The following is a 24,075-nucleotide window of genomic DNA, read 5'->3' as shown; positions in this document are numbered from 1 at the left end:
CCAAAGGCAGACCAAGCCCTCCGTATGCCCTGGCGTAAGTAAGTACTCCCATTAGAAGGAATGACTCGTTTAAAATCTCCCTTTCCGATCAAAAATGTGTTGCCAAATGGCTACACGTATTTGATTAGTCAAATGACTACACAATGGACTTAAGAAGAGACGTATTCCAAGCAATTGCCGATCCCACAAGGAGAGCCATCCTTTTACTTGTGGCCACCCAGTCTATGACAGCGGGAACCATCGCCTCCCATTTTGATACCAAACGACCCACGGTTTCCAAACATTTACAAATCCTTACCGAATGTGAATTACTCGCTAAAGAACCCAATGGTCGGGAGATTTATTACCACCTGAACCCAAACAAAATGAAAGAGATCGCCAATTTCATCGCACCCTTCCAGAAACTTTGGGACGATCGGTTCAACAAATTAGAATCTGTGATGAAAAACTACCAAAAGAAAGGATAAAGATTTATGGAATTAAAAACAAAAGTTCATGCAGAAGACGGCAAACAAGAGTTAACAATTGAACGTGAATTTGATCTGCCCGTTTCTTTGGTTTTTAAAGCCCATACAGAACCTGACCTCATTGAACAATGGATGGGGAACAAAGTCTTAAAATTTGAAGCAAAAAATCATGGTGGTTGGATTTACGAAATTAAAAATCCAGATGGGATTGTTGTATTTCGAGCCAATGGAGTGCTTCATGATTTTGTGGAAAACGAAAGATTCACTCGAACTTTTGAAATGGAAAACACAGGGTTTGCCGTCCAACTAGAATTTTTTGAATTTCAAAAGGTTTCAGAATCCAAATCAAAACTCAAAATGCATATCATATATAAGTCAGTAGAACAAAGAGATCAGGTTCTTAAAATGCCTTTTATCCAAGGAATTAATATGGCGCACACCAAGATGGAACAATTACTAAAAGATAAGGATTGATCAGTATACAAATCAAATTAATAACATGGATCAAAAAATAAAAAAAAACAATACCTATAGTGCTGATTCCTTTTTCAAAGGAACCAAAACATGGAAAAAAGAATTTGAGATTTTACGTTCTATTGCCATCGAAAGTAAACTAGTAGAAGAAATCAAATGGGGGCAACCTTGTTATACTGACAAAGGGCAAAACATATTCTTATTACATGGATTCAAAGAATACTGTGCCATTTTATTTTTCAAAGGTGCCTTATTAAAAGACCCAAAAAAAATTCTGATTCAACAAAGCAAAAATGTACAATCAGCCAGACAAATCCGCTTCCAGAACACTTCTGAAATCACAAAACTAAAATCGACCATCAAATCATTGATAAAAGAAGCCGTACAGATTGAACAATCAGGTAAAAAAGTAGTTCTAAAAAAAACCTCAGAGTATGAGGTCCCGGAAGAGTTTTTAAGACGTTTAGAAAACAACCCCAACCTTCAAACTGCTTTTTCGGGTTTAACCCCTGGCAGGCAAAGAGGATATTTACTCCACTTCTCAGGAGCTAAACGATCGGAAACAAGAGAAGAAAGAATCGATAAACAAGTTTCCAATATTTTAAAAGGCAAAGGTTTGAACGATTAAACTGATCCCTAATTTACGGGAAAGTTTTAGTTGTTCAACTCATATAACAAAACACAACAAACAGGATTATATTTCAATTTAGGAGAAATTAGATGTCAGAAAAAACAAAAAAAATAGCTTATTGGTTTTTTACCCTTTGGTTGTCCCTTGGAATGGTCTCCACTGCCATTGTACAACTAATGAAACTGCCCGAAGAAGTAGAAAAGATAAACCAATTAGGTTATCCTACTTACTTTCTAACCTTACTTGGGATTTGGAAATTACTCGGTGTAGTCGCAGTTCTTGTTCCAAAATTTGTTTTGTTAAAAGAATGGGCTTATGCAGGATTTTTCTTTGCGATGTCTGGAGCGGCCATTTCTCACATTGTCTGTGGCCACCCAATTGGAGAAATTTTCCCTTCCGTACTTCTTTTAGCACTCACTGTGGTTTCTTGGTATTTACGACCAACAAATCGTAGAATGTAAATTCGGACTATTTGTCCATAACTTATCAAGTGGTTTGATTTAGTTTGTATTCTTTGTACCAATGAAAACAACCGTAGAACGCAATGAGTAAAAATACTATGTATTCTGCGGTAACAAAGGGAATCTCTTTCAAAGAGTACAATCCAATACAAACTACATCTACTAGAACCCATAAAAACCAAGACTCTAATTTTCTTTGAGCTAACAAAAAATTAGCGATGATACTTGCCACAGTAGTAAAAGCATCCCAATACAAAAACACCGGTGGTTTCTCAAAAATTTTTGGTAACCAAAAAGGCAACCGGCTAGTGGTCTCACCTAATGCATATGTTCCCAAAATAATAGAGAACAGAAGTAAAATGTTTTTCGTTTTACCAAGAGACTGGATTTGGACATAAGCTCCTGTCCTTTTGTGCCAGATCCACCATCCGTAAATACTAGATCCAAAAAAATAAATTTGTAATAACATATCCGAATACAATTGGATCTGGAAGAATAAAAAGAAAAAACAAATCGAATTAAAAATCCCGATGGGCCAAGTAAGAATATGATTTCTAGAGGCCAAATAAACGCAGACAAGACCCGAACTTGTTCCTAGAAATTCAATCAAACTAATAGAGTAACCAAATACTGAGAAAATTTGAAACTCAATCGATAGATAAGAGAAAAAATCCGTCATTTACAAAGGTTTGTTTTCCACACTATTTTCTTCAAACCCAAATCATCAAATCTGGGTAGAAGTACAAAACCAAAAGTGTAATTTGCCCCAAACTATATCCGAAAGAAATCTTCCTTAAACCCTTTTTCACCTAACCATTTACTTTGTAAAAGATTATACCCTACGATTTCGAAATCCCTAGAGATCCACTTTTGGTATTTTTTTTTGGATCTGGAAAAGGCATATGGATCGTGAAAAGACATCTCGTCTTTCATCACCGCATAGTCTTCGTTTGTTGGCACAGTAAAATACAAATAATTACAATATTTTGCCATCTTTTCCAAAACACCAGGAATCATGGAATCCGGAAGGTATTGGATAACTGAATTACAAATCCCAAGTTCCACAGGATCTTTCTCCAATTTAGAAAGTTTGAAAGTCTCTAAGGATTCATTGTATAAATGGAATTTGTCTGAACGTTTGACCCAATCTTTTTTTTTGAGATCTTCAAAGGCTTCTTTGGATGCATCCACTGCATACACCTTTACTGGAGAAAAAGTTTTTACCATCTCTCGGAGTAGAATCGCCTTTCCAAACCCAAAATCTGCCATTTTATAAACTGGGATTTCCATTAATTGAAAGAGTGCTCTTAAATATTCAGCATGTTGTTTCGCATTATAAGATCCATCTACATCCAATCCATTCCCGTAGATATCCGACCAATAGGTGTCATCGAACTTTTTGCCATTTTTACCAAGGCCAAAGTTCTTTTTGTTCAAAAAACTTTTCACTAAAATTGAACTCCCAAACTTTGTAATTCACGTATCATTTCTTTAATATATTTTGGTTCTTTCGACAGTTGTTCGACTTCTTCTTCAAAAGCTTTGGTTACCATTTGATTGTCATTTTTCACTCGTTTCAAATAAGCAGTGAGAGATTCTTTGGTGATTTTTCTTTCTGAAAAATCTGCCATAAGTGGATGAGAAAAAAATCTCTGGCGAATTGAATCTTCGAGTTCTCGTATTTTTGATTTGATGATCCCCACAAATCGTTTGATGGAAGTATCATGAAAAGAAACATCTGTTTGTTGGTCAGGGAGAAGTTCGTCTACTTGTAACTTAATTTCCAAAATTTCTGCAATGTTCATATTGTCTCTCGCACCGGAAAGTTTTGTCATCAGTTTGGATTTTTTTTCCCTTAAAACGGGATCCTGCTCTTTATCTGGATGAATGAGTTTCGCTAGATTTTTAAATAGAGTATTGATGTCTGTGCTGAGTAATCGCTCTGATTCTAAGATCTTTTTTTCTTTTTCCGTTTGCGATTTATTTTTTTTTCGTTCGTTGGATTTAGATCCTCTCCCTCTAAAGTATTCTGCTCGGTATTCTTCATATTTCTCCCGAAATTCTCTATACTTTTTCTCGTGAGACTCTCTCTCCTCCTCTGAATCAAACCCAGTTCGATTCATATCATCTAAATCAATTTCTATTCCAAACGTATTTTTGATTTTGGATTCCATTTGATTTTTATGCCTAAGGCGTTCCATTCTTTCAAACTTCGTTTCCAATTCATCTCGATATTTCCCATAGAAGTTTGGATTTTCTAAAATAGAATCTGTACAAATATCGAGTAAATACCTGCGTAAAAACTCCCTTTGCATCTTTCCAAAAGAAAGTTTTTCTTCGAGTAGGATGGCGCACATTAATTCAAAACGTGTTCGTTCTAATTTCTTTTGTTTTTCTAACTCGGGTAAAACATCTTTTAAATAGGTTTCATTTACCATTTGGAACAAAGGTTCAATTTCTTTGTTCCGTTCTAAGGTTTCTTTATGTTTTTTGAGAGCGTCGTTAAATTCTTTTTGGGCTTTGGTTTGGTTAGAAGAAACTCCCTTCCAAATCAATGTTTCTTCTGTTTTGACTGCTGTGGGTTTTGATTTTTGTTTTGGCATACGAGAAAAATCGCCAGAGGGAAATCCCCATCTGGCGACTCGTAAAGTCTTTAATTTGTGTTTTGTTTATGCTTTCATCAAATTCAAAGCAGCACCTGCTTTGAACCATTCGATCTGTTGTGCATTGTAAGTATGGTTTACGGAGATTTCATCCTTTTTACCATCCTTATGACTGAGCACAAGAGTGAGTGGTTTTCCTTCGGCAAAACTGGTAAGTCCTAGAATATCAATCACATCATCTTCTTGGATTTTATCGTAGTCTTCTTTGTTTGCAAAAGTGAGTGCTAACATCCCTTGTTTTTTCAAGTTGGTTTCATGAATTCGAGCAAAGGATTTTACAAGTACTGCTCTCACACCTAGATGTCTTGGTTCCATCGCAGCATGTTCACGTGAAGATCCTTCTCCATAGTTTTCATCACCCACTACAATCGATCCAATCCCTTGGGCCTTGTAAGCTCTTTGGGTTTGTGGGACTGGTTCGTAGTTTCCACTGAGTTGGTTTTTCACTTCATTGATTTTTCCGTTGAAGTTGTTTGTAGCACCAATGAGTAAGTTATTGGAAATATTATCCAAATGACCACGGAACTTAAGCCAAGGGCCTGCCATCGAAATATGATCCGTTGTACATTTTCCTTTGGCTTTGATGAGGAGTTTCAATCCTTTGAGATCGGTTCCTTCCCAAGCTTTGAAAGGAGCAAGGAGTTGGAGTCTAGTGGATGCTGGATCCACAATCACTTGTACTCCAGATCCATCTGCCGCAGGAGCGACAAAACCCGCATCCTCAACCGCAAAACCTTTTTTTGGTAACTCTTCACCAGTAGGAGGATCCAATTTTACTTGTTCCCCTTTTTCATTGGTCAAAGTGTCTGTCAGTGGATTGAATCCTAAGTCCCCAGCGATAGCGAGGGCCGTAGTGATCTCTGGAGATGCCACAAATGCGTATGTGTTTGGGTTTCCATCTTGGCGAGCTTGGAAGTTACGATTGAAGGAGTGAACGATTGTGTTCTTTTCCTTTTTGTCTGCTCCCACACGTGACCACATTCCAATACAAGGCCCACAAGCATTCGAGAATACTTTGGCACCAATGTTATGAAAGGAATCAATGAATCCGTCTCTTTGGATCGTGTAACGAACCAGTTCCGAACCTGGAGTGATGGTAAACTCAGCTTTGGTTTTTAATCCTTTAGCAGCCACTTGTTTTGCAAGAGAAGCAGCTCTTGAGATATCCTCATAGGATGAGTTAGTGCAAGATCCAATCAAACCCACTTCAACTTTGAGAGGCCAACCATTCTTTGCTGCTTCTTCTTTCATTTTGGAAATAGGAGTCGCAAGGTCAGGAGTGAATGGACCATTTACATAAGGTTCCAAAGTATTGAGATCAATTTCAATCACTTGGTCAAAGTATTTGGATGGATCTGCGTAAACTTCTGGATCCGCAGTAAGATGAGTTTTGTATTTGTTGGCAAGATCGGCCACATCACTTCTGTTAGTGGATCTTAAGTATCTTTCCATAGATTCGTCGTAACCAAAAGTAGAAGTGGTGGCACCAATTTCTGCTCCCATGTTACAGATCGTACCTTTTCCAGTACAAGAAAGAGCTTCGGCACCTGGTCCAAAGTATTCTACAATGGCACCAGTTCCTCCTTTTACAGTGAGGATCCCTGCCACTTTTAAAATTACGTCTTTAGCGGAAGTCCAACCATTTAGTTTTCCCGTGAGTTTGACACCGATTGCTTTTGGCCACTTGAGTTCCCAAGCAAGACCTGCCATCACGTCACAAGCATCCGCTCCACCAACTCCGATCGCAACCATTCCAAGTCCACCAGCATTTACTGTATGTGAATCGGTTCCAATCATCATCCCACCAGGGAATGCATAATTTTCTAAAACCACTTGGTGAATGATACCAGCACCTGGTTTCCAAAAACCTATTCCATATTTATTAGTAACTGAGGATAAAAAATCATATACTTCTTTGTTTTCTTTGACAGCAAAACTAAGATCCACACCGGATTCGTCTTTTGCTGTGATCAAGTGGTCACAGTGAACGGTAGATGGAACCGCTACTTTTTTACGACCAGCTTGCATAAATTGGAGAAGCGCCATTTGCGCTGTTGCATCTTGCATAGCAACTCGATCTGGTGCAAAGTCAACATAGTCAACACCACGACCAAAACTAGTTGTTGGATTACCATCCCAAAGGTGGTTGTATAAAATCTTCTCTGTAAGTGTGAGGGGCCGACCCACTACCTTCCTGGCTTGTGCTATGGTCGCTTCCATTTTGGAATAACGTGCCGCAATCATTTCTATATCAAATGCCATCTGAACCTCTTATACCTATCAGAACGCAGGAAAAAAGGGAATCAATCGAAAATTAAACTACAAGTATTAAAATCAGTAAATTTGGCTCTTTAGTGAGAATGAGTATCTTTTCTAACCGTCAATACGGACATAAACTTCGTCAGCTTTGAGGATGAGGCCCGATTTGATTTCAATAAGCCTAGTATTGACAAAAACTCCGTCTTGGTATGGTGTCACAATTCCTGTGATGATGACATCCAGTTTCAAAACATCGCCTATTTTCCGCAAGGTGGCAGTATCTGTGGAAGCATCCAGTCCAAGCCCTGCTTCTTTTAAAACTTTTTGGTTGGCCAAACGGTCTAAAATCTGGAACCGATCTTTTTTTACGAGTTCCGTAGTCAGTTTTTCCGCAAGGATTTCACCATAGGGGCTTTTTTTGCCTTCATTGTCTAAAAATGTCAGAACCACTAGTCTCTGTGGTTGGAAATAGAAACCTTTTTCAGAAAGAGAAACGGCCAATTGCTCTAAAGGCGGGGTTGAGGCTTTTTTGGGTTTGGATTCTCTTTCCTCTCCCAGATAACAAGCGCTAACGCTAAATAAAAAAAAGAATATAGTGATTACTCTAAAACGCAAGTTCCATCCCGAGTGAGGTGACCTGTTCATAAAACGATTTTCCATTAAAGCCATTTCCATACATAAAACCACCGGGAACCCCAATCAGCATACCGTCTTTATAAAATTGGTTCTGGAAATTCAAAAAAAATGTCGTTTTTAGTTTTCCTGGATGTTTTCCACGAAAGGAGGCAGAAAAAGTTTCTGGAGATCTACCATTTTGGTCTTTGACTTGTAATAAGGGATCATTAAAAACATTGAAAATTTGATTCCCCACATAAAGAGAATAATTCTTCGAAGAACCTAAAAAAACAACGAGACCAAGAGATGCGATGTCCTGGGCAGGAGAAAATCCCATTTGTCCACCAGGTGCGGAACCAGGCCTTGCATTTACATAATTGTATTTTACGTTTAATTGGACTTTGTCACTGCCAAAAAAAAAAGAAAACTTCCCACCTTCTGCACCATAAGCGGCCACAGGATTTTCTGTTTTTACATTATAAACGGCAGTTTGTACCTTGAGAAACTTTGAAGGGGAAAAACTTCCCTGATACTCATACATTTGTTTAGGGTCAACTAACGAACGTCTATTGGTATCCATTTGACGAAAAATCATTGTTGCCGACGGATGTACTGGTGTTGTTAAATTCGGCTGTGATAAGGAAGGCTCTCCCGTAAGTTTTGCATCCCAAACATATGCCGACTGAGGAGAAAAATCGAAGTCCAACTTAGAACCAGAATTAACAAAAGGATTCCATTTGGAACCAGATGTCCGCTCTCTTCTAACACCCGGCAATAACCCAAGAGATAGCGACTTTAAAGTATTAGAATATTCTAAATCTCCAGAGCCAGGCTTAAAACCTTTCGATTTTATTTGGTTAGGGTAAACATATTCTTCACCTAACTCCAGTAAAACTGGAGTTTCTAATTCTCTCACAGCAGGTTCTTTCACTGGAGCAAAATAAACCACCCCAAGAAGACCTAAACCTGAGAATAAGGAAACAAATACCGAAGATTTCGGGGAGTGCATAAAGAAACTGTAGAAACATATTTCCTAAATTCCAATGAATGTAAATCTATTTTTAAAATAGGAACATCGAATCTCCGTAAGAATAAAAACGAAACCCGTTCTTCAATGCATACTGATAAGAACTCATCACAAGTCGGGTGTTGGCAAAGGCACTGACTAGGAGTAAGAGACTGGATTTAGGGAGATGAAAGTTAGTAATCAGTCCTTGTACGGATTGAATATTGTCACCTGGCGACAAAAAGATGTCAGTTTGACTTGATCCTACCTTATATGTCTTCAATTGAGAATCAAATACAGATTCTAGAACACGAAGAGTGGTTGTACCGATGGCAATGACCCTCCTTCCTTCTTTTCGGGCCTCGTTTAACTTTGTAGCGGTGGCTTCAGAAACTGAGTAGTTCTCCCTGTGTAGAGTTTTAGTCTGCCATTGTTCGGTGGTTAAAGGACGAAATGTCCCATAACCAATTTGTAATTCTACTGGCAAAAATTCGACTCCCCTAGTTCGTAATTCATCTTTTAACTTTTCTGTAAAATGAAGTCCCGCTGTTGGTGCGGCCACTGAACCCGAACGATTTGCAAAAATAGTTTGGTATCGAACCTTATCCTCTTCTGTTACATTTCGTTTTAAATAGGGAGGGATTGGAATGTTTCCAAAAATTGCGAAGTCAGAATCAGAAATTTCTGTTTCTGAATACAAAATGGAAAGTTCTTCCGAATGCCCCTGGAAGGAAAAGGAGAAGTTGGGAAAAGCTACGGGAGAGAGTTTATCACCAAACTTTAATTTGGCTCTATTTTTTAAGATACATAACCAAGTTTGATTTGTTGGGTCTTGTGGTTCTAAAAAAATCGATTCATGAATCCTACCTGACCCAACTTGTAAATACACCCGGCGATAGGATACCTTTGTCTCATTATAAACAAAAATATCACCGGGACGTACAAGATTTATAATGTCCCGAAACAAAGGTGCTTCCCAATGTTTTGACTCAGTTTTGTCGACAACCAAAAGTCGTGACTCATCCCGATTTTCTAAGGGAAATTTAGCAATTTGTTCTTCGGGAAGGAGGAAATCGTATTCCTGTAAAAAATCCATCTTTGTATAGCCTTGGGAAAACCTTGTCAATTAACCAGAAATATTGGGAATGGTAGGAGAACTATGTGGAAATTTTTAGAAAACCTAGAGAAACGTGGAAAATGGGTCTTAACTCTACTCGTTTTGATTCTGCTCGTCCTTTCTGTTTCTCGATCCAAACAGAAATCTGATTTTTTGGATTATTATCATGCGGCGGAACGTTGGGAAACCGGGGAAAATCTCTACCGCTTTGATGTTGCCTTCGAACTCCAAACAAAAATCAAAACCATGGAAGATCTCTTCCGACCAGAAAACCTACATTTACTTTCTGCACTCCAAAACGAAACTGCCACCTACATTTATCCTCCGTTATTTTCCTTTTTACTCATTCCTTTTACTTATCTATCAGAACCAAATGCAGCCCTCGCTTTTGAAATTCTAAGTTTATGTTCATTACTTCTCATTTTATACCTTATCTTTCAAAATAAGGAACTATCCAACCGTAAATCTCCGTTTCCTTATTTGATCTTAATTGGAACCTTGGTATTCAACTTCCGATTTTTAGAAAGTCATATCCAAAACAACCAAGTGGGGTTCCTTCTCATTTTACTTGTGTTAGTTTCACTAACAATTAGATCTCATGTCTTGAGTGGGCTTCTTCTTGCACTGGCAGTCAGTATCAAAATCACACCGTTAGTTTTTCTTTTTGTCTTTGTTTACGAAAAAAAATACCAAAGAATCCTATGGTTTTTATTTGGGATGTTTTTCTGGAATGCTCTTCCTCTTCTTTACAATTTTGATTATACAATCCGAATGACAACGGAATGGCTCACAGAAATTTTAGGGAACGCGTTTAGTAATCCCCTACTTCGTTCTTGGAAAAACAATCAATCCTTGAGTTCTACTTTAGCTAAGTATTTTGTTTCAGGGGCAGATATGATCAATCAGCCCACTTACGGAATGCCCTTCATCAATCTTTCTCTTTCCAGTTTAAAGATCATTCAACTTTTCTTTATGATTTTGTTTGGAGTTCCACTTTTACTTCTTTGGAGAAAGGAAAACAAAAAATGGGAAATCATATCATTATTATTCTTAATTTCAGCTCTCTTCAGTGGAATCAGTTGGATTCATAGTTATATTATTTGTTTTGTTCCCATCTATTTTATTTTATATAGGACAACTCACAAAGAAAACAATCAGAAAGAAATGTATATTTTACTTATGATTTTAAGTTTACCGATTTTAGCTCATAGAACCTTTGTTGGTTCTAAAATCGAAGCGGCTCTCTCCATGTATTCTATTTTGTTTTATACCACTAGTGTATTATATTTTTACCTCGTTAGGTTTGCTTTCAATGAAACAGAAAATCGGAATTGATGCCAGGCCATTAGCCTATGGGATTACGGGAAACTCACGTTATTTAGCGGAAGTTTTAAGGATTATTTTGCCCAAACACAAAAATAAAGAATTTTTTCTTTATACGAACAAACCTATCCATCCGGTGTTTCAAGACCTACTAATCTCTAATACCAAAGTAGTTCTAGAACCAAAAAATATTCCGGGACCAATCTACTTAAATTTTATATTACCAAAACGACTGAAACAAGATGGAGTGGAAGTATTTTGGGGAACCATACAAATGTTACCTTTTAGAAAGCTCCCCATTCCTAGTTATGTGAATTACCATGACCTAAACTTCATTTCAGCACCAGAAACAATGGCAAAATGGAATTATTGGCAACATAAACTCCTTTCTCCCATTACATTGAAAAATGCGGATAAAATCTTTTGTTTATCAAAAAACACAAAAGAAGAAATCGCCGCTTTCCGCCCCGAATATCAAAAAAAATGCCTGGTTGTTTATCCCGGTGTTTCCAAACAAAAAACAAAAAAAATCAAAACTAATTTTCCAAAAGACTTTTTCTTAACCGTAGGAACTTTAGAACCAAGAAAAAACATCAATCGCCTTGTGGATGCTTTTTTAGATTTCAAAACCAAATATCCGAAAGACAAACATTCCTTACTGATTATGGGAAGAAGGGGCTGGGGAGAAGAAGGGGAATTTTTGTATCAAAAGCTGAAAGACTCTAAAATAAAAAGTAAAGGCATTCAATTCTTAGAAAACCCTGATGAAGCCACACTAGCCGAAGCATTTAAACAATGTAAGGTGTTCTTTTTCCCCTCACTACATGAAGGGTTTGGATTACCTTTATTGGAGGCTATGTTGGAGGACAAACGATGTGTTGCATCCGACATTCCTGTATTTAAAGAAATTTTATCTGACAAATGTGATATCTATGTACCACCAAAAGACACAAAACTTTGGACAAATAGTTTTGAATTGATGTCAGGAACAAAAAAAACAAGGTCACCCAAATTTCCTGCCAAACAATGGACATGGGAAGAAACAGCAAAAAAAATAGAAGAGGTAATCTTTTAATGAAAGTCATCAAAAAATGGATCTCCCGATGGAAAGAAATTCAAAGTAAAAAAGAAATCGCTTACTTTGGAACCTCTTTATACGATGAGTTAACAATAAACCCTCTCCCCTCTTTATTACTCATTGTTACCTCCATTCTTTTTTTCACCTATACTTTGCCTTATGCCTTTTATTTGGGAAAGTTTTTCTATTGGTTTGTGGGAGTCCTTGAGATTACCAAAGTTTTAAAAATTCCTTTTTTGGATGAACTTAGATATTATCACTATCTATCTGTTTTTGTATATTTTTACATTGCTACTTCTCTATTAATGGATATTAGCCGCTTATTAAACAAATGGAACAGAAGGACTGTTTTTGTTAAAAATGAAATTTGGCAAATTCAAAGATTTGGGTTTGGGAAAAAACTAAATAAGTTCAACTTAGAATCAGAAGGCTTACAACTCGGATTCGAACATGGTGGTCTCAGTGATTATTTAGGTTGGAACCGCATGGTTTGGGAAAAGGATGGGGAAACCATCATTACTACTCCTTATTTTTTTCCATATCAAAAGAACCGAACTATTATTAATAGAATTTTGAAACGCTAAATCGGGATTGGATTCTTGAAAAAGTTATTCATTCTTCTTTTACTGCTCGTTCTTTTTTTATTCCATCTAAGATACCTATCACGGGCCTTTGATTGGGATTCTTGTGTCTATGCACTCAATATTCAAAAAGATCGAGTGGAGTCTGCATTTTTTAATCCACACCATTTAGGTTTTGAATCATCGGGTCTACTTTATTGGAAAATGCTTCGTTCCATCTATCCGACAACGGATATTATGTTTTTTTTGCGATTACGAATTTTAAGTTTTTCTTTATTCTTTTTGGGGCTTTTTATTTGGCTCTATTACAAATTATACAAAGATTTAGTTCTCGGAATCATTCTTGCTCTTGTCATCCAAGTCACTCAAGCATTTTGGTTTTATAGTTTGCACAATGACACTCCACTCATCCATTCCTGTCTGATGGCATTGTTATTTTTATTTACAATTTATTATCTAAGACAGGGTTTAAAAACAAAACACCTTCTTGTTTTGTGGATCATTCAACTTTTTAGTATCTATTTCCATCAGTCCAATGTCATTCACTTTGGGATGGTACCCATGGCAGTTTTTCTTTCTCCTAATAGAAGTTTAGGAAAAAAACTTAGGATCATATTTGTATATCTGACATGCCTCGGAGTTGCGACCATTCTTTCTTATTTATTCGTTGGATTCATCATCTTAAAACGAGGACTAGGTCCTTTGGATGAAAAACATTTTTCGTTTTGGATGTTCTTGTATGCAGCCATCAACCGCTGGGGAACAAGTCTCGGAGAAGAAAAAAACTATGTATTGTACTTTTACCGAGGAATTGGAGACGCGTTTTTAGTATTCCAGAACGTCATTCCTAAATTCCGTGTGAACTTATTTGACTTCCAGAATCCTAAACACCTTCCCTACAATTTGAATCTTTTATTCTGGATTTTTAGTTTGACTCTGGGAATTTTGAATTTCCGTACTATGTGGGCCCGATACAAACAAGAACTATTGGTGATGGTGTTTTGGCTTATCCCTTCAATTGGATTTTATACATGGTGGGAAGGTTATTTCTTTGAATTTTGGGTGGGGACAACCATTGGGCTTTGGATTTTGAACTCTTATAGTTTACAATCTTTATCAATCCCACTATTACCAAATTTTTCCAAAGCCATCCTACATACAATTTACCTAGTATTATTTCTTTTTTACTTCAGTACCAATTTTACATTTTCGACTCTTCCTCGTTCCATCGGTCCAAAATTTGGATACACAGAAGGAATCCAAGGACCTGTTGAAAAGTTAGCCGAAGAATCAATTTACCATTAGGAATCAAATCAATGTTATTTAACTCTTTTGAATTTTTAGTTTTTTTCTTTGTGACGATCATCATCGGTAATCTTTTAAAGAATCGTCTACAGAAACTTTTTTTCTTACTCACTAGTTATTACTTCTATATGGCTTGGCAACCATCATCGATTTCCTGTACGGCGATGGCGGCAGATGGACTTAAATTCTATACAGATCGACTTTACTGTGATTTCAAAATCAATCCCTATGTTTTTATCCTGATTTTTTCAACTGTTATCGATTACTTTGCGGCAAGACTCATTGAAGAAAAAAAAGATAGCGATAGCACCAGAGGATGGTTGCTAGTCCTTTCCCTTGTTGTCAACATTGGAACACTAGGATTTTTTAAATACACTGACTTTCTTCTCGGAGTCATCAACGACATCCATCTATTAGGCGCCTATCAATTCCCGAAACAAAACATCATCCTACCTGTGGGAATTTCTTTTTATACATTCCAATCCATGAGTTATACCATTGATGTATACAATCGCAAAATTGAAGCTAGAAAATCCTTTCTCGACTTTGCTTTATATGTGGCCTTCTTCCCGCAACTTGTGGCCGGCCCTATTGTTCGGGCCGAAACGTTTTTTCGAGATTTAGACTTTCGCCTCAGTGTTTACAAAGAACATATTGAGGCTGCCTTTGCTTTGATTTTGATTGGGTTTACCAGAAAAATTGTTTTCGCAGACAACCTTGCCCGCGTTGTCGATTCTACATTTGCTAACTATCAAAATCTAAATACCATTGAAATTTGGACAGGAGCTCTTGCTTTTGGATGGCAAATCTATTTTGACTTTGCTGGATATACAGATATCGCCATTGGAGTTGCCAGGTTATTTGGATTCCAATTCAATCCAAACTTCAACTTTCCAATGTCTTGCCGAAACATTGCCGACCATTGGTCCAAATGGCATATATCGTTTTCTACGTGGATCAGAGATTACATTTACATTCCGTTAGGTGGATCCAGAGTGAGTATTGTGATGTATATTAGAAACATTATGATCACTTGGCTCTTTGCAGGACTTTGGCATGGGGCAGCGTACCATTATGTAGGTTGGGGAATCTGGCAAGGAACCATGTTACTTTCACATAAATTTTATGGGGATACCAAACTGGCTAAATTCTTAAATGGGAAAGGTGGCAAAGTTTACGACCTATTTGCTCGTATCTTCACCATGTTTTGTTTAGCATTTGGTTTCATCATGTTCCGGGCAGAAACAATGGAAAAAGCAGTTCCGATGATGAAAGCTTTAGTTTTTCTAAATGATTCTGTAGCACCTATTGCCAGATGGTCCAACTACCGATTCGGCATCCTCCTTGTGATTTGTTTTGCAGCAAGTTACATCTTTTCCAAAAGACAAATCCCTACCCTTCTTACAGGAAGTTGGATAAAATATACAACCTTCGTCATTGTAAATATATTGTTATTATTACTTTTTGGAGTCACTGAAAGTCAGAACTTCCTCTACTTTCAATTTTAATTATGAACTTACTAAAAGAAACCATCTCATTTCTTACTGATAAAAAGTTAGTAGTGGCAATTTTGTTTTTACTAACATTCGAAACCATACTTCAATTTGGATTTTACAAACCTTTCTTAAAGAAGAATTCCTACGCATCCAATATCAACCGGGTTACCGAACATGTTGTATCCAAACGAGATGTTTTAGATCCAGATATTTTGATTGTCGGGACCTCCGTTGCCTTTGAAGGGATTAGTGTTCGGATCCTCAATGAAAAACTCCAAAAATCAGGTTGGAAAACTCAATCGATTGCAGTCCGTGGCTCCGAACTTGTTGTTCAACACAGAATTTTAGAAGAATATTTACAAAAGTTTCCCAATGTAAAAATCATCCTACACGTTATGGAACCAGGTATGCCTTGGGTTGATAGAAACTATGTCGTAGACCCTACCTTGGCGATGTTATCTGAACTTGGAAATTTTAAAGCAATCCCAACCGTTCTCAATTTTGAATACAATCTCCAATTTCCAAACTACCTATATCTTATCTTCAAATCAGTTGCGTATCGTAAAGATTTGTCTGACTTTGTTATCAATTTCAATGAGCGACTAAAAGCAATTTCCAGAAATAATAAAAACCCAAATACTAATCCTTGGGATTATGAAAACAATCATCCTGAATCGATTGATGAATACAATCTATCTAGTGTAGATGATTGTTTGAACCGACTGGCCTTAAATCTTCCATTGGAAATACCTAAAGCTTCCAACCCAGACCATAGACGAATGTTATTTGAAACTTGTGGTATTGCCAGTGTAGTCCCACAAGATTCAAATGCCACAGAAGATACCAAAAGGTATTTTAGAAGATTAAAAAAAATGTATGATTTTATTGGGAACCAAAACATCCATATCATCAATGTCTTCGCACCTTATTCCGATGTGATTCGAAAAGTAAACAATGCAGGTAGAATGAAAGTATGGCAAGATGGATTGGCGGAAGCCTTATCTTCCCACCAAACTTTAGACCAAATGGATCTACAAGATTCCCTCGGTGCCACTAACGGCAAATACTGTTTTGATTTAATCCATTTAAATGAAGCGGGTATGAAAGAATTTTCTGGAATCCTTGCTGATGCGTTGGAGAAAAAACTTGGGAAACGATGATATCACTCTAAACCAATTACAGTCCGAGGTTGATGATTGGATTCAGACCATTGGGGTTAGATATTTTTCCGAACTCACTAATTTATCGATCCTAATGGAAGAAGTAGGTGAACTTTCTAGGCTTATGGCAAGAAAATTCGGAGATCAGTCTTTCAAAGTTGGAGAGTCTGCAGACAATATCCCCGGTGAAATTGGTGACATTTTATTTGTACTGACTTGTTTAGCAAACCAGATGGGGATCTCTTTGCAAGATGCCATCCAAACCACGATTCAAAAAAATACAAAACGCGATATCAATCGACACAAAAACAATCCTAAACTCTAAGATCGGAATGAATGGGAATTCCCGCTTCCCTACGTATGGCATTCCAATAAGAAGTTAAATGTGCAGGATGCGAATTCATATCAGAAATACAATATTCAAATTTAGATCGAAAAATCGGATTTGATTCTAAGACTGACTCGTATTTCGGATAGTCCAACCACATCTCACCAAAAAATTGTTTCTGACCTTCAAAATCATAATCTTCTCGAAAGAACATATATGCATGTGCCAAATCGTGAAGCAGATGTTCAAATGCGTCTCGTTTACCCTCAACTAAACTACCATCCATAGCATGATCCCAACAAATAGTTGCATATCGATAACCCCTACTTTGTGATTCCAACATTTCCAAGGAACTCGGATTGTAATCAATCAAACGGATGTCCCATTCACCAATATGCCATTTCCAAAGTGCAAATCGTACGGTGTCTGGCATTCCATAAAATCTAACAACTTCTAAAAATTCTTTAGATTGGGTTCGGTTTGGTAATGGTTTCCCCATTCTAAGGAAGGGATGTTTTTTAACTCTGCGTTCTAAATATAACAAAACAATTTGAAAACTAAGTTGGCTGTCGGATATCTGACCCGCTTCCCAATCTTTTTTCAATGAAATCAAATTGGGAAAAATCGATTCTAGTTCTTGTTTTAAATCCAGTTCGGGAATACAAATTTTTTTGAAGGAGCCGTAAATACGACCATTATCGTGAGGCATAAATTTTAATGAGAGAGTCCGTAGTATTCTGTTTCGTGATGGAACAATCCACCAACTTCTCCACCGAGAAAAAACAAGGTCCCATCAGAAAATTTGACCCCACTATGTTTACATACACTATGTTTGGACATACCCATATCAAAAAAGCTATTACTCTTTCCGTAATCTAGTTTTTCCATAGTTCGACTTGGTTCACTCGTATTGTAACGATAACCCCCACCATAAAACAAAATCCCTCCATCGGGAAGTTCAGATGCAATACTCCATTCCCTGCGGATTTTTGAATTTGCTATTGTGAATATTTGATTCCTTGTTTTATCAAATAACATTGTAGAGTTGTTTAAGTTGGACAACTGCGCACCATAAATCAAAACATTCCCATCTAACAATTTCATACATTTTAACGCACCAACAGGAACTGGTAACGTTGGACCCCATGAAAAAGTTTCGGTATTTGGATCATAAAACTCCGTCGTATCTTTGGGTGCAAAAATCCCGTCTGTCCCACCAATCACGAGAACCCTACCATCATCTAGTAATACAGAACAAGAAAACGATCTTGGTGTCATCATTCGATTCGTAATTTCCCTAAAGGTACCTGTTGCCGGATCATACAACTCAGCAGTATTCGAGGAAGTAAAAAATGCGGGTGGTGTAGGTGCATAATCGCGAATCCCACCAAGTATGATCACTTTTCCATCTTGAAGTTTTACTATATTATGTAAATGTCTGGGTCCGTTCATACTCCCAGTAGGAGTAAAGGCTGTTGTTTCTGTATCAAAAATATAACTAGTAGTTGATGCATAAGCAGTTGCAGATTGAAGTCCTCCAGTGATGAGTAGGTTTTTTCCATCCAACATGACCCCCCTTTCCCCGCGAAGACTTTCTGGTAAGCTCGGATTTGTCAGGACAAAACTAGTGGCTCCTTTTCTTAAAATTTCAGCACTAGAATGATATCCGTAAATAGCAATTACGTCGCCATTGTCGTTTTGAAACGCATCAAATTCAGATCTACCATGGTTTAAGTATGGACCCTGTACAAGTCCAATGAATTGGACTGTAAGGGAATTTGAAACAACATTGGATGCATTGTCCTTTGAATTCGAAAATTGTAAGGTAAGCGAACCTGGTCCGTTCGAAGTAAAATTGGTTTCAAAGTATACTCGGTAAGTTGTTTCAGTTACTTTTTGTACGGAACGCAGTACTACAGAAGAAGCCAGGGATCCGCTAAGGATTGGTGGTGCAAAATTGGCCAATGGTTCCGAACTAATAAAATCCCAGTATCTGGAAGAAAAAAAAGTATAATCTGTAATGGGTATATATCCGTTCAGAGTAACCGTCGGGATTTGTGTGTCGATGATAATGGGGAGTCTATCATCAAGCAAAGTTTCTCCCGCATACGAAACAATCCCAGAGAGATGCAATTCATAACGACCATCAGATGTTAAAGGATCAAAAGTGATCAGCAGTCGATCAGAATCAATTTTAGAAAATTGAATGTTTGAAAAAACACTTTGGTTAGACTCTGCAAGATAGTTAGTATCTAAACTTGCAAGTTCTCTGTTACATTGCAGAAGAATCTGATCTACATTACCAAGAGATTTCCCATTTGTATTTGTATTACAACTAAAGGGATTTGAATAAAAAAATGCATTCATGAAGATTCCCTCTACCGATTTTTGATCGTACAAATTTCGATATTCGGAAGGAAACATACAGCCAATTAAAAACAGAAATAAGAAAGAAAATAATTTATTCAAAACTATATTCCTCCGTGTTTCCAAGGATTTCACCAATCCTACCACCAAGGATCATACCCCCACCACCACTAGTCGAAGAATAACGAATCTCACATCCTTCCCAGCGAGCATTTAAGGAGCGACTTGTCATATAGAATCGATTGATTGATTCCGACCATGACTCTGTATCATGAATCGAATCAAAAGTGGAACCATTAACAGTCCTGTATTCTAATCCCCCCGCAATGATAAGTTGGTCTTTCCCATATGGAAAAACAAAAGATGAACCCCATTCCCTTCCAAATAATAAATTTTTATGATCTCGAATGGTATCTGTAACCGGGTTGTAAATCTGAGCACGTAACACCGGTTGGCTGGTATCTAGACGAGAATTAACTCCACCAAAGATTAATATCTCACCATTATTCAATTCATGAGAAAAATGATTAAATCTTTTATAAAGTTTAGCTGAGGAACTAGAAAGGGTTTTGGAACTGATATCATAAATTGCAATTGAATCCAAAGCGTAAGCATTAAAATCATTCGGCATCGGCCCTGTCACATCAGATCTTTCCCCGCCGAAAATAACCACCTTACCCGATGGATGTGAGATGGTTTGCGTTTGTTTGCCTCGGGGATCAGCCAAGTCCCCAATGGTCTCTACTGTCATCGTGGCCGGGTTATTTGTAATATGAACTAATTCAACCATAGCAATGGATTGAAATGGTTTAAAAGGTGTCAAACCTCCTACCACCAAAACGTCACCGTTCGGAAGAACTGTCATTTTATGTAACTGGCGAGGTGTTGTTAAATGAGGGCCCTCAGTCCAAGTATTTGTGACTGGATCATACACTTCTATGGAAGTGAGACTTCCATTAGATGGATCACCTACCTTACCGCCAAACCCTCCAGAAACTAAAAGTCTTCCGTCAAGGAGTTTGACCACATCAAATTCTTGTCGGCGGTAAACCATATCAGGAGCTTGTGTGAAGTGTTTAGAAACAGAATCATAAAATTCTGCGTGACTCAAAGTCCCATTTCCGTTAATCAACACATCTTTTTTTGCTCTTCCGCCAAGAACAAGTCTGCGCCCATCATCAAGTTCGATACCAACACAAGACCTTCTCGCCACATTCATATTAGGTCCGCTTTTAAACGCAAATACATTCACAGGAACCATTACTGTAGCGTGCGAATTTAAGGCCTTGTCTTTCACATTAGAAAAAGAGATGGTTAATACACCACCATTTGAATTTGGGTTACCCGCAAACAATAAACGTATGTTACGTGAAGAAACAATAACATCTGAAACAACAAGACTGTTTTTGGCAGTCCCGGATAAGGTTACTTGGGATAAGTTTCCATCCCATACAATATCCTCATTAGAAACAATATCCAAAAATCCAGATTGTAATTCCGAGATATCAATTCCGTTTCCTGTACGAAGTTCCAAAACCGGTGGTTGTGAATCAATTTCGAATTCAAAGTTCTCTGGATTCACCAAAAGGGATTCATTCAAATAATAATCTTTTAAATTAATGCTAAACTTACCGCTAGTAATGGACGGTTTCATACGAACTTCGTACAAATATCTGCTTCGAGGGATTACTTGGGAAATAGGAGTTACACCAGCGCCAATAACTGGAAGTTTCAACCCATCAGTTCTTCCCGTAAAATCATGATTAGTTGATACGTAAATAGTTCCGCCAGGCTGCACACGGTTTGTTGAAAATTCCATGTTCACAATAGGTTCTGCACCCAAAAGAAGGAAACCCAAACTGGCTTGTGAGTTTGGATCAAACATGTTTTTACCTGGACTTACCTTACAAGATACCAGACATAAAAGCAGAAGTATGAGTTTATTCTTTTCCATACAACTCTACCCTTCTATCATTTAATGCTGAATCCCCAAATATTACTATACCACGGCCAGTTTGAACAGCAGTGTGTTCCGACCGCGCATTCATCATTGTATCGACTATAAAATTTTTCTTCTCGATATGATCGTATAATTCCAAAATTCCTGATTTGTAATACGTATCAACCCCGCCAGTATAAAGCACTTGTGAATTAGAAAAAGGAACAATAGAACTGCCATTTTTGAATCTAGTTGTGTAACCATGTATTTTGGATACAGAATCCAGTTCATTCCACGACTCTATACTCCGAGAGCCTACGCCGCCACCTATGACACCACCTAAAACCAATCGATCTCCCCCTGCGACCAAAATGCTTTTAACATTGGATCTTGAAGTAGGCATACCAACAGACGAAGTAGTTAAAACCTGGGAGTTAATATCCAAACTATGAATCACACTGGAATATAGACCATACGGATCGAGACGATCCTTACCTCCAAAAAACAATAACCTTTGTTTATTCGTATCATACTCTACGTATTGAAACAAAGTATTGATAGGGAAGTTTGCACTTGGACCCAAAATGGATGAAGTTGCATTTTCTACGGATATGAGTTCGTGGTCATTAGTGATAGCAGACGGATCATTCCCTACCTGGAATTGTCCTCCAGAAACCAGTAGGTTCCCATTCGCAAGACAGACCATAGTATGACCATACCTTCTCTTCTGCAGCACAACTGGAAGTTCCACCACTGTCTGGTCGGATCCATTAATTTGGTAAATTCTGTCTGTGATTTGAGAATTGGCCGTGATCGCGCCAGCAACTGTTTTACCACCCGATACATAAACAATTCCATTTGGGTTAGTGCAGATAGCCATCCCCACCAAACTTTGACTTAATGGTGGAAGAAGGGTAGACAATCCGGTTTCGGGATTAAAAATTTCGACCGTAGACAAAGTGTTTCCCGCAATCGAAACTCCACCAACAAGTAATATTCTTCCGTCTAACAAAGATGCTGATGTGATTTGGCCTTTTGCTTCTGAGATAGATCCAATATAACGAGGGTAAGGAAATTTGAATTCAAACTGTTTTCCAGAAAAAGAATCAAATCCCAAAGAGTTTGGTCTTTGAATGAATAAAGAAATTGGATCCCGCCATTCAGAACGAGAAGATACAGAAAACAAAACACGAATTTTTGATTCGGAAAGTGGAAATACATCCCGAAGAACCAAATCGTCTTTGTAATTTTCTGACACATGAAAATTAGTTTTTGTGAAATGGGATGCTACGGGTTCGCTTAGATCTAAGTCTAATATTTCCGTTTTTACAAAGGATGGATAATCATTCGGCTGGTATCTTGATGAAATTTGAATTTGATTTGGGAAAACCATCGTCGATAAAACGGCAACGGAACCACCAGTCAAAGTTGTAGGATCAAAGGCATTTTTCGATTGGTCTTGTACGGTACATTGTATGAGTAATAAAGTTATGAATAGATTAAAACTGCATCGCATATCCTAACTTCCCTATCCTGTCCATTCCCATATAACCTTGGTTTTCCCAATCAAATTCGAGCCAAACACCCGACTTTTCTTTAGGATTAGGTCCCAAGAGATAAAAATCAAACACATTTGCCGACCAAAGTATGAGAAGTACCGTAAGAGCCTGGGAAAGGTTTGTTCGAGAAGCCTCCATCTTTTGGCGATGGGGTTCTATCAAATAATAATTGAGAGCTACAGTCTCAGCAATGCGCGGGTTTGGTGGGATTCCTACCGCCGATTCATAGCTAGCTTTATCGTGCCTATAGGTATTGTACTGATATCCTGCATACAAAACTCCCAATGCAAAGATCGACATATACAACTTGCCTTTTTCTTCCTGACCACGTGCATACTGTCCCCAGCCAGGAAAAAGAAACGATCGGAAGGCGTAGGTTGGATTGTAAGGATTGAACAAAGGAGCATCCGCAAGTGAGGTCTCTGGATTGACTGCGTATGTTAGAATGGTATCCTCGGATTTCTCCGCATATTCTTTGGTGTATGGTTTCTGTAATTTCTGGTTGGCTTTAGACCACTCTTTCAAAGAAGAAATCACATAATTGGACAATTCAGAGTAAGACACCTCTCCATTAAAATTAGAATCAGCTCTGCCTTCTAATCCATAAATCAGAAACTTAGTGAAGACGCCATATCCTGATTTTGGATCTTCAAAACTAGAATACCCAACTTTGGTGGAATAAAATATGGAAACGATTTCAGAATCGCGAAAAGAAGTCCCTTCCAAATACTTACGGCCTTCTTCCCCTTTTCCATCTTCTGGGTTTCGACAAGCATCAATAAAGAACACAACACGTTTCAGTTTGTATTTTCTTGTCATCTCCAGAAGTTGTTCGACGGCGATTCCGGATTCAAATGGTTTTAAGGGATTTGCATCTTCTGGAAGGAGATAAACCTTGTCGTTATAATCAACCACACCATGACCTGAAAAATAAAAAACAAACAAGTCATCGGGTTTTGTTTCTTCTAATAATGCCTCAAAATTAGATAATATATTATATTTTGTAGGTGTCGAATTAACAGAACCTTCCTGCACCAGGGTTTGGATCCGATTGTAAGAGCCATAACTAAACAAAATCTTAGTCATACCCAAGGCATCACTTTTTGCTGTTTTTAAATCACCAAGCGTCAATTCTTTATATTCACTGACTCCAACTACAAACCCAAACCTCTTGGAGGTCGAATCTGAAAGTAATAAAGTCGGTGCAATCAAAAATAAGAATATTAGAATTTTTGATTTCATAGAT

The 24,075-nt window shown here is 37.7% G+C and carries 23 protein-coding genes; 11 read left to right on the top strand and 12 right to left on the bottom strand.

The window, feature by feature from the left end; genetic code table 11:
* Nucleotides 1–143: 143 nt before the first annotated feature.
* The 4 genes from EHQ49_RS07385 (at nt 144) to EHQ49_RS07370 (ending at nt 2,033) form a co-directional block, all read left to right on the top strand.
* The gene (locus EHQ49_RS07385; protein ID WP_135577945.1) at nt 144–467 is read left to right on the top strand and encodes an ArsR/SmtB family transcription factor; all 324 of its coding nucleotides are present in this window, start codon (nt 144–146) and stop codon (nt 465–467) included.
* Nucleotides 468–473: 6 nt separating this feature from the next.
* Complete coding sequence (locus EHQ49_RS07380; protein WP_135577943.1) at nt 474–941, top strand: SRPBCC family protein; 468 nt, start codon at nt 474–476, stop codon at nt 939–941.
* A gap of 25 nt (nt 942–966) precedes the next feature.
* Nucleotides 967–1,569, top strand: a complete 603-nt coding sequence (locus tag EHQ49_RS07375; protein WP_135577941.1) for a YdeI/OmpD-associated family protein — start codon at nt 967–969, stop codon at nt 1,567–1,569.
* 92 nt (nt 1,570–1,661) lie between these two features.
* Nucleotides 1,662–2,033, top strand: a complete 372-nt coding sequence (locus EHQ49_RS07370; protein ID WP_135577939.1) for a DoxX family protein — start codon at nt 1,662–1,664, stop codon at nt 2,031–2,033.
* A 25-nt stretch (nt 2,034–2,058) separates the two neighbouring features.
* On the opposite strand, the gene pnuC is transcribed toward EHQ49_RS07370, so the two are convergent.
* The 7 genes from pnuC to queA form a co-directional block, all read right to left on the bottom strand.
* On the bottom strand, nt 2,059–2,712 hold the full coding sequence (gene pnuC / locus EHQ49_RS07365; protein WP_135577937.1) for a nicotinamide riboside transporter PnuC: 654 nt from the start codon (nt 2,710–2,712) through the stop codon (nt 2,059–2,061).
* A gap of 92 nt (nt 2,713–2,804) precedes the next feature.
* Nucleotides 2,805–3,482: a class I SAM-dependent methyltransferase gene (locus tag EHQ49_RS07360; RefSeq protein ID WP_135577935.1), complete on the bottom strand. Its 678-nt coding sequence runs from the start codon at nt 3,480–3,482 to the stop codon at nt 2,805–2,807.
* Nucleotides 3,482–4,636, bottom strand: a complete 1,155-nt coding sequence (locus EHQ49_RS07355) for a hypothetical protein (RefSeq protein WP_135577933.1) — start codon at nt 4,634–4,636, stop codon at nt 3,482–3,484. Before EHQ49_RS07355 ends, EHQ49_RS07360 begins: the two co-directional genes overlap by 1 nt.
* Before the next feature lie 66 nt (nt 4,637–4,702).
* The gene (locus EHQ49_RS07350) at nt 4,703–6,958 is read right to left on the bottom strand and encodes an aconitate hydratase (protein ID WP_135577931.1); all 2,256 of its coding nucleotides are present in this window, start codon (nt 6,956–6,958) and stop codon (nt 4,703–4,705) included.
* Nucleotides 6,959–7,069: 111 nt separating this feature from the next.
* The gene (locus EHQ49_RS07345) at nt 7,070–7,600 is read right to left on the bottom strand and encodes a FlgO family outer membrane protein (RefSeq protein ID WP_135577929.1); all 531 of its coding nucleotides are present in this window, start codon (nt 7,598–7,600) and stop codon (nt 7,070–7,072) included.
* Nucleotides 7,560–8,579, bottom strand: a complete 1,020-nt coding sequence (locus EHQ49_RS07340; protein ID WP_135577927.1) for a hypothetical protein — start codon at nt 8,577–8,579, stop codon at nt 7,560–7,562. The genes EHQ49_RS07345 and EHQ49_RS07340 overlap by 41 nt, the downstream gene beginning before the upstream one ends.
* A gap of 52 nt (nt 8,580–8,631) precedes the next feature.
* Nucleotides 8,632–9,672: a tRNA preQ1(34) S-adenosylmethionine ribosyltransferase-isomerase QueA gene (gene queA / locus EHQ49_RS07335; protein ID WP_135577925.1), complete on the bottom strand. Its 1,041-nt coding sequence runs from the start codon at nt 9,670–9,672 to the stop codon at nt 8,632–8,634.
* Between the two features lie 63 nt (nt 9,673–9,735).
* On the opposite strand from queA, the gene EHQ49_RS07330 reads away from it, so the two are divergent.
* From EHQ49_RS07330 to EHQ49_RS07300, 7 genes are read left to right on the top strand one after another with little or no spacing between them, the layout of a single operon-like run.
* On the top strand, nt 9,736–11,028 hold the full coding sequence (locus tag EHQ49_RS07330; protein WP_135577923.1) for a glycosyltransferase family 87 protein: 1,293 nt from the start codon (nt 9,736–9,738) through the stop codon (nt 11,026–11,028).
* Nucleotides 11,006–12,091 (top strand): glycosyltransferase family 4 protein, encoded by a 1,086-nt coding sequence (locus EHQ49_RS07325; RefSeq protein WP_208732183.1) that lies wholly within the window; start codon nt 11,006–11,008, stop codon nt 12,089–12,091. The genes EHQ49_RS07330 and EHQ49_RS07325 overlap by 23 nt, the downstream gene beginning before the upstream one ends.
* A complete protein-coding gene (locus EHQ49_RS07320; RefSeq protein ID WP_135577920.1) occupies nt 12,091–12,678 on the top strand; it encodes an LIMLP_18675 family protein in 588 nt (195 codons plus the stop codon). The genes EHQ49_RS07325 and EHQ49_RS07320 overlap by 1 nt, the downstream gene beginning before the upstream one ends.
* 15 nt (nt 12,679–12,693) lie before the next feature.
* Nucleotides 12,694–13,980, top strand: a complete 1,287-nt coding sequence (locus tag EHQ49_RS07315) for a hypothetical protein (protein ID WP_135577918.1) — start codon at nt 12,694–12,696, stop codon at nt 13,978–13,980.
* A gap of 11 nt (nt 13,981–13,991) precedes the next feature.
* Nucleotides 13,992–15,488, top strand: a complete 1,497-nt coding sequence (locus EHQ49_RS07310; protein ID WP_135577916.1) for an MBOAT family O-acyltransferase — start codon at nt 13,992–13,994, stop codon at nt 15,486–15,488.
* Between the two features lie 2 nt (nt 15,489–15,490).
* Nucleotides 15,491–16,636, top strand: coding sequence for an SGNH/GDSL hydrolase family protein (locus EHQ49_RS07305; protein ID WP_135577914.1), 1,146 nt, complete (start codon nt 15,491–15,493; stop codon nt 16,634–16,636).
* Complete coding sequence (locus EHQ49_RS07300; RefSeq protein WP_425269835.1) at nt 16,605–16,961, top strand: nucleotide pyrophosphohydrolase; 357 nt, start codon at nt 16,605–16,607, stop codon at nt 16,959–16,961. The genes EHQ49_RS07305 and EHQ49_RS07300 overlap by 32 nt, the downstream gene beginning before the upstream one ends.
* Here the strand turns inward: EHQ49_RS07300 and EHQ49_RS07295 are convergent.
* Genes EHQ49_RS07295 through EHQ49_RS07275 form a run of 5 tightly spaced genes read right to left on the bottom strand, consistent with a single transcriptional unit; the run spans nt 16,951 to nt 24,071 of the window.
* Complete coding sequence (locus EHQ49_RS07295) at nt 16,951–17,673, bottom strand: hypothetical protein (RefSeq protein WP_135577911.1); 723 nt, start codon at nt 17,671–17,673, stop codon at nt 16,951–16,953. The two genes, EHQ49_RS07300 and EHQ49_RS07295, sit on opposite strands and share 11 nt — an antisense overlap.
* 5 nt (nt 17,674–17,678) lie before the next feature.
* Nucleotides 17,679–19,388 (bottom strand): Kelch repeat-containing protein, encoded by a 1,710-nt coding sequence (locus tag EHQ49_RS07290; protein WP_425269838.1) that lies wholly within the window; start codon nt 19,386–19,388, stop codon nt 17,679–17,681.
* Nucleotides 19,389–19,425: 37 nt separating this feature from the next.
* On the bottom strand, nt 19,426–21,285 hold the full coding sequence (locus EHQ49_RS07285; RefSeq protein WP_135577881.1) for a Kelch repeat-containing protein: 1,860 nt from the start codon (nt 21,283–21,285) through the stop codon (nt 19,426–19,428).
* Nucleotides 21,272–22,786 carry a Kelch repeat-containing protein gene (locus EHQ49_RS07280; RefSeq protein WP_135577880.1) on the bottom strand — a complete coding sequence of 505 codons (1,515 nt, stop codon included), beginning with the start codon at nt 22,784–22,786 and terminating at the stop codon, nt 21,272–21,274. The genes EHQ49_RS07285 and EHQ49_RS07280 overlap by 14 nt, the downstream gene beginning before the upstream one ends.
* Nucleotides 22,770–24,071, bottom strand: coding sequence for a caspase family protein (locus EHQ49_RS07275; protein ID WP_135577879.1), 1,302 nt, complete (start codon nt 24,069–24,071; stop codon nt 22,770–22,772). Before EHQ49_RS07275 ends, EHQ49_RS07280 begins: the two co-directional genes overlap by 17 nt.
* Between the last annotated feature and the right edge of the window lie 4 nt (nt 24,072–24,075).

Origin of the sequence: Leptospira perdikensis, from assembly GCF_004769575.1 — a bacterium.
In the GTDB taxonomy this organism is placed as follows: domain Bacteria; phylum Spirochaetota; class Leptospiria; order Leptospirales; family Leptospiraceae; genus Leptospira_A; species Leptospira_A perdikensis.
The sequence above is the reverse complement of the archived record's forward strand: the minus strand, read 5'-3'. Positions and strand labels throughout refer to the sequence as shown.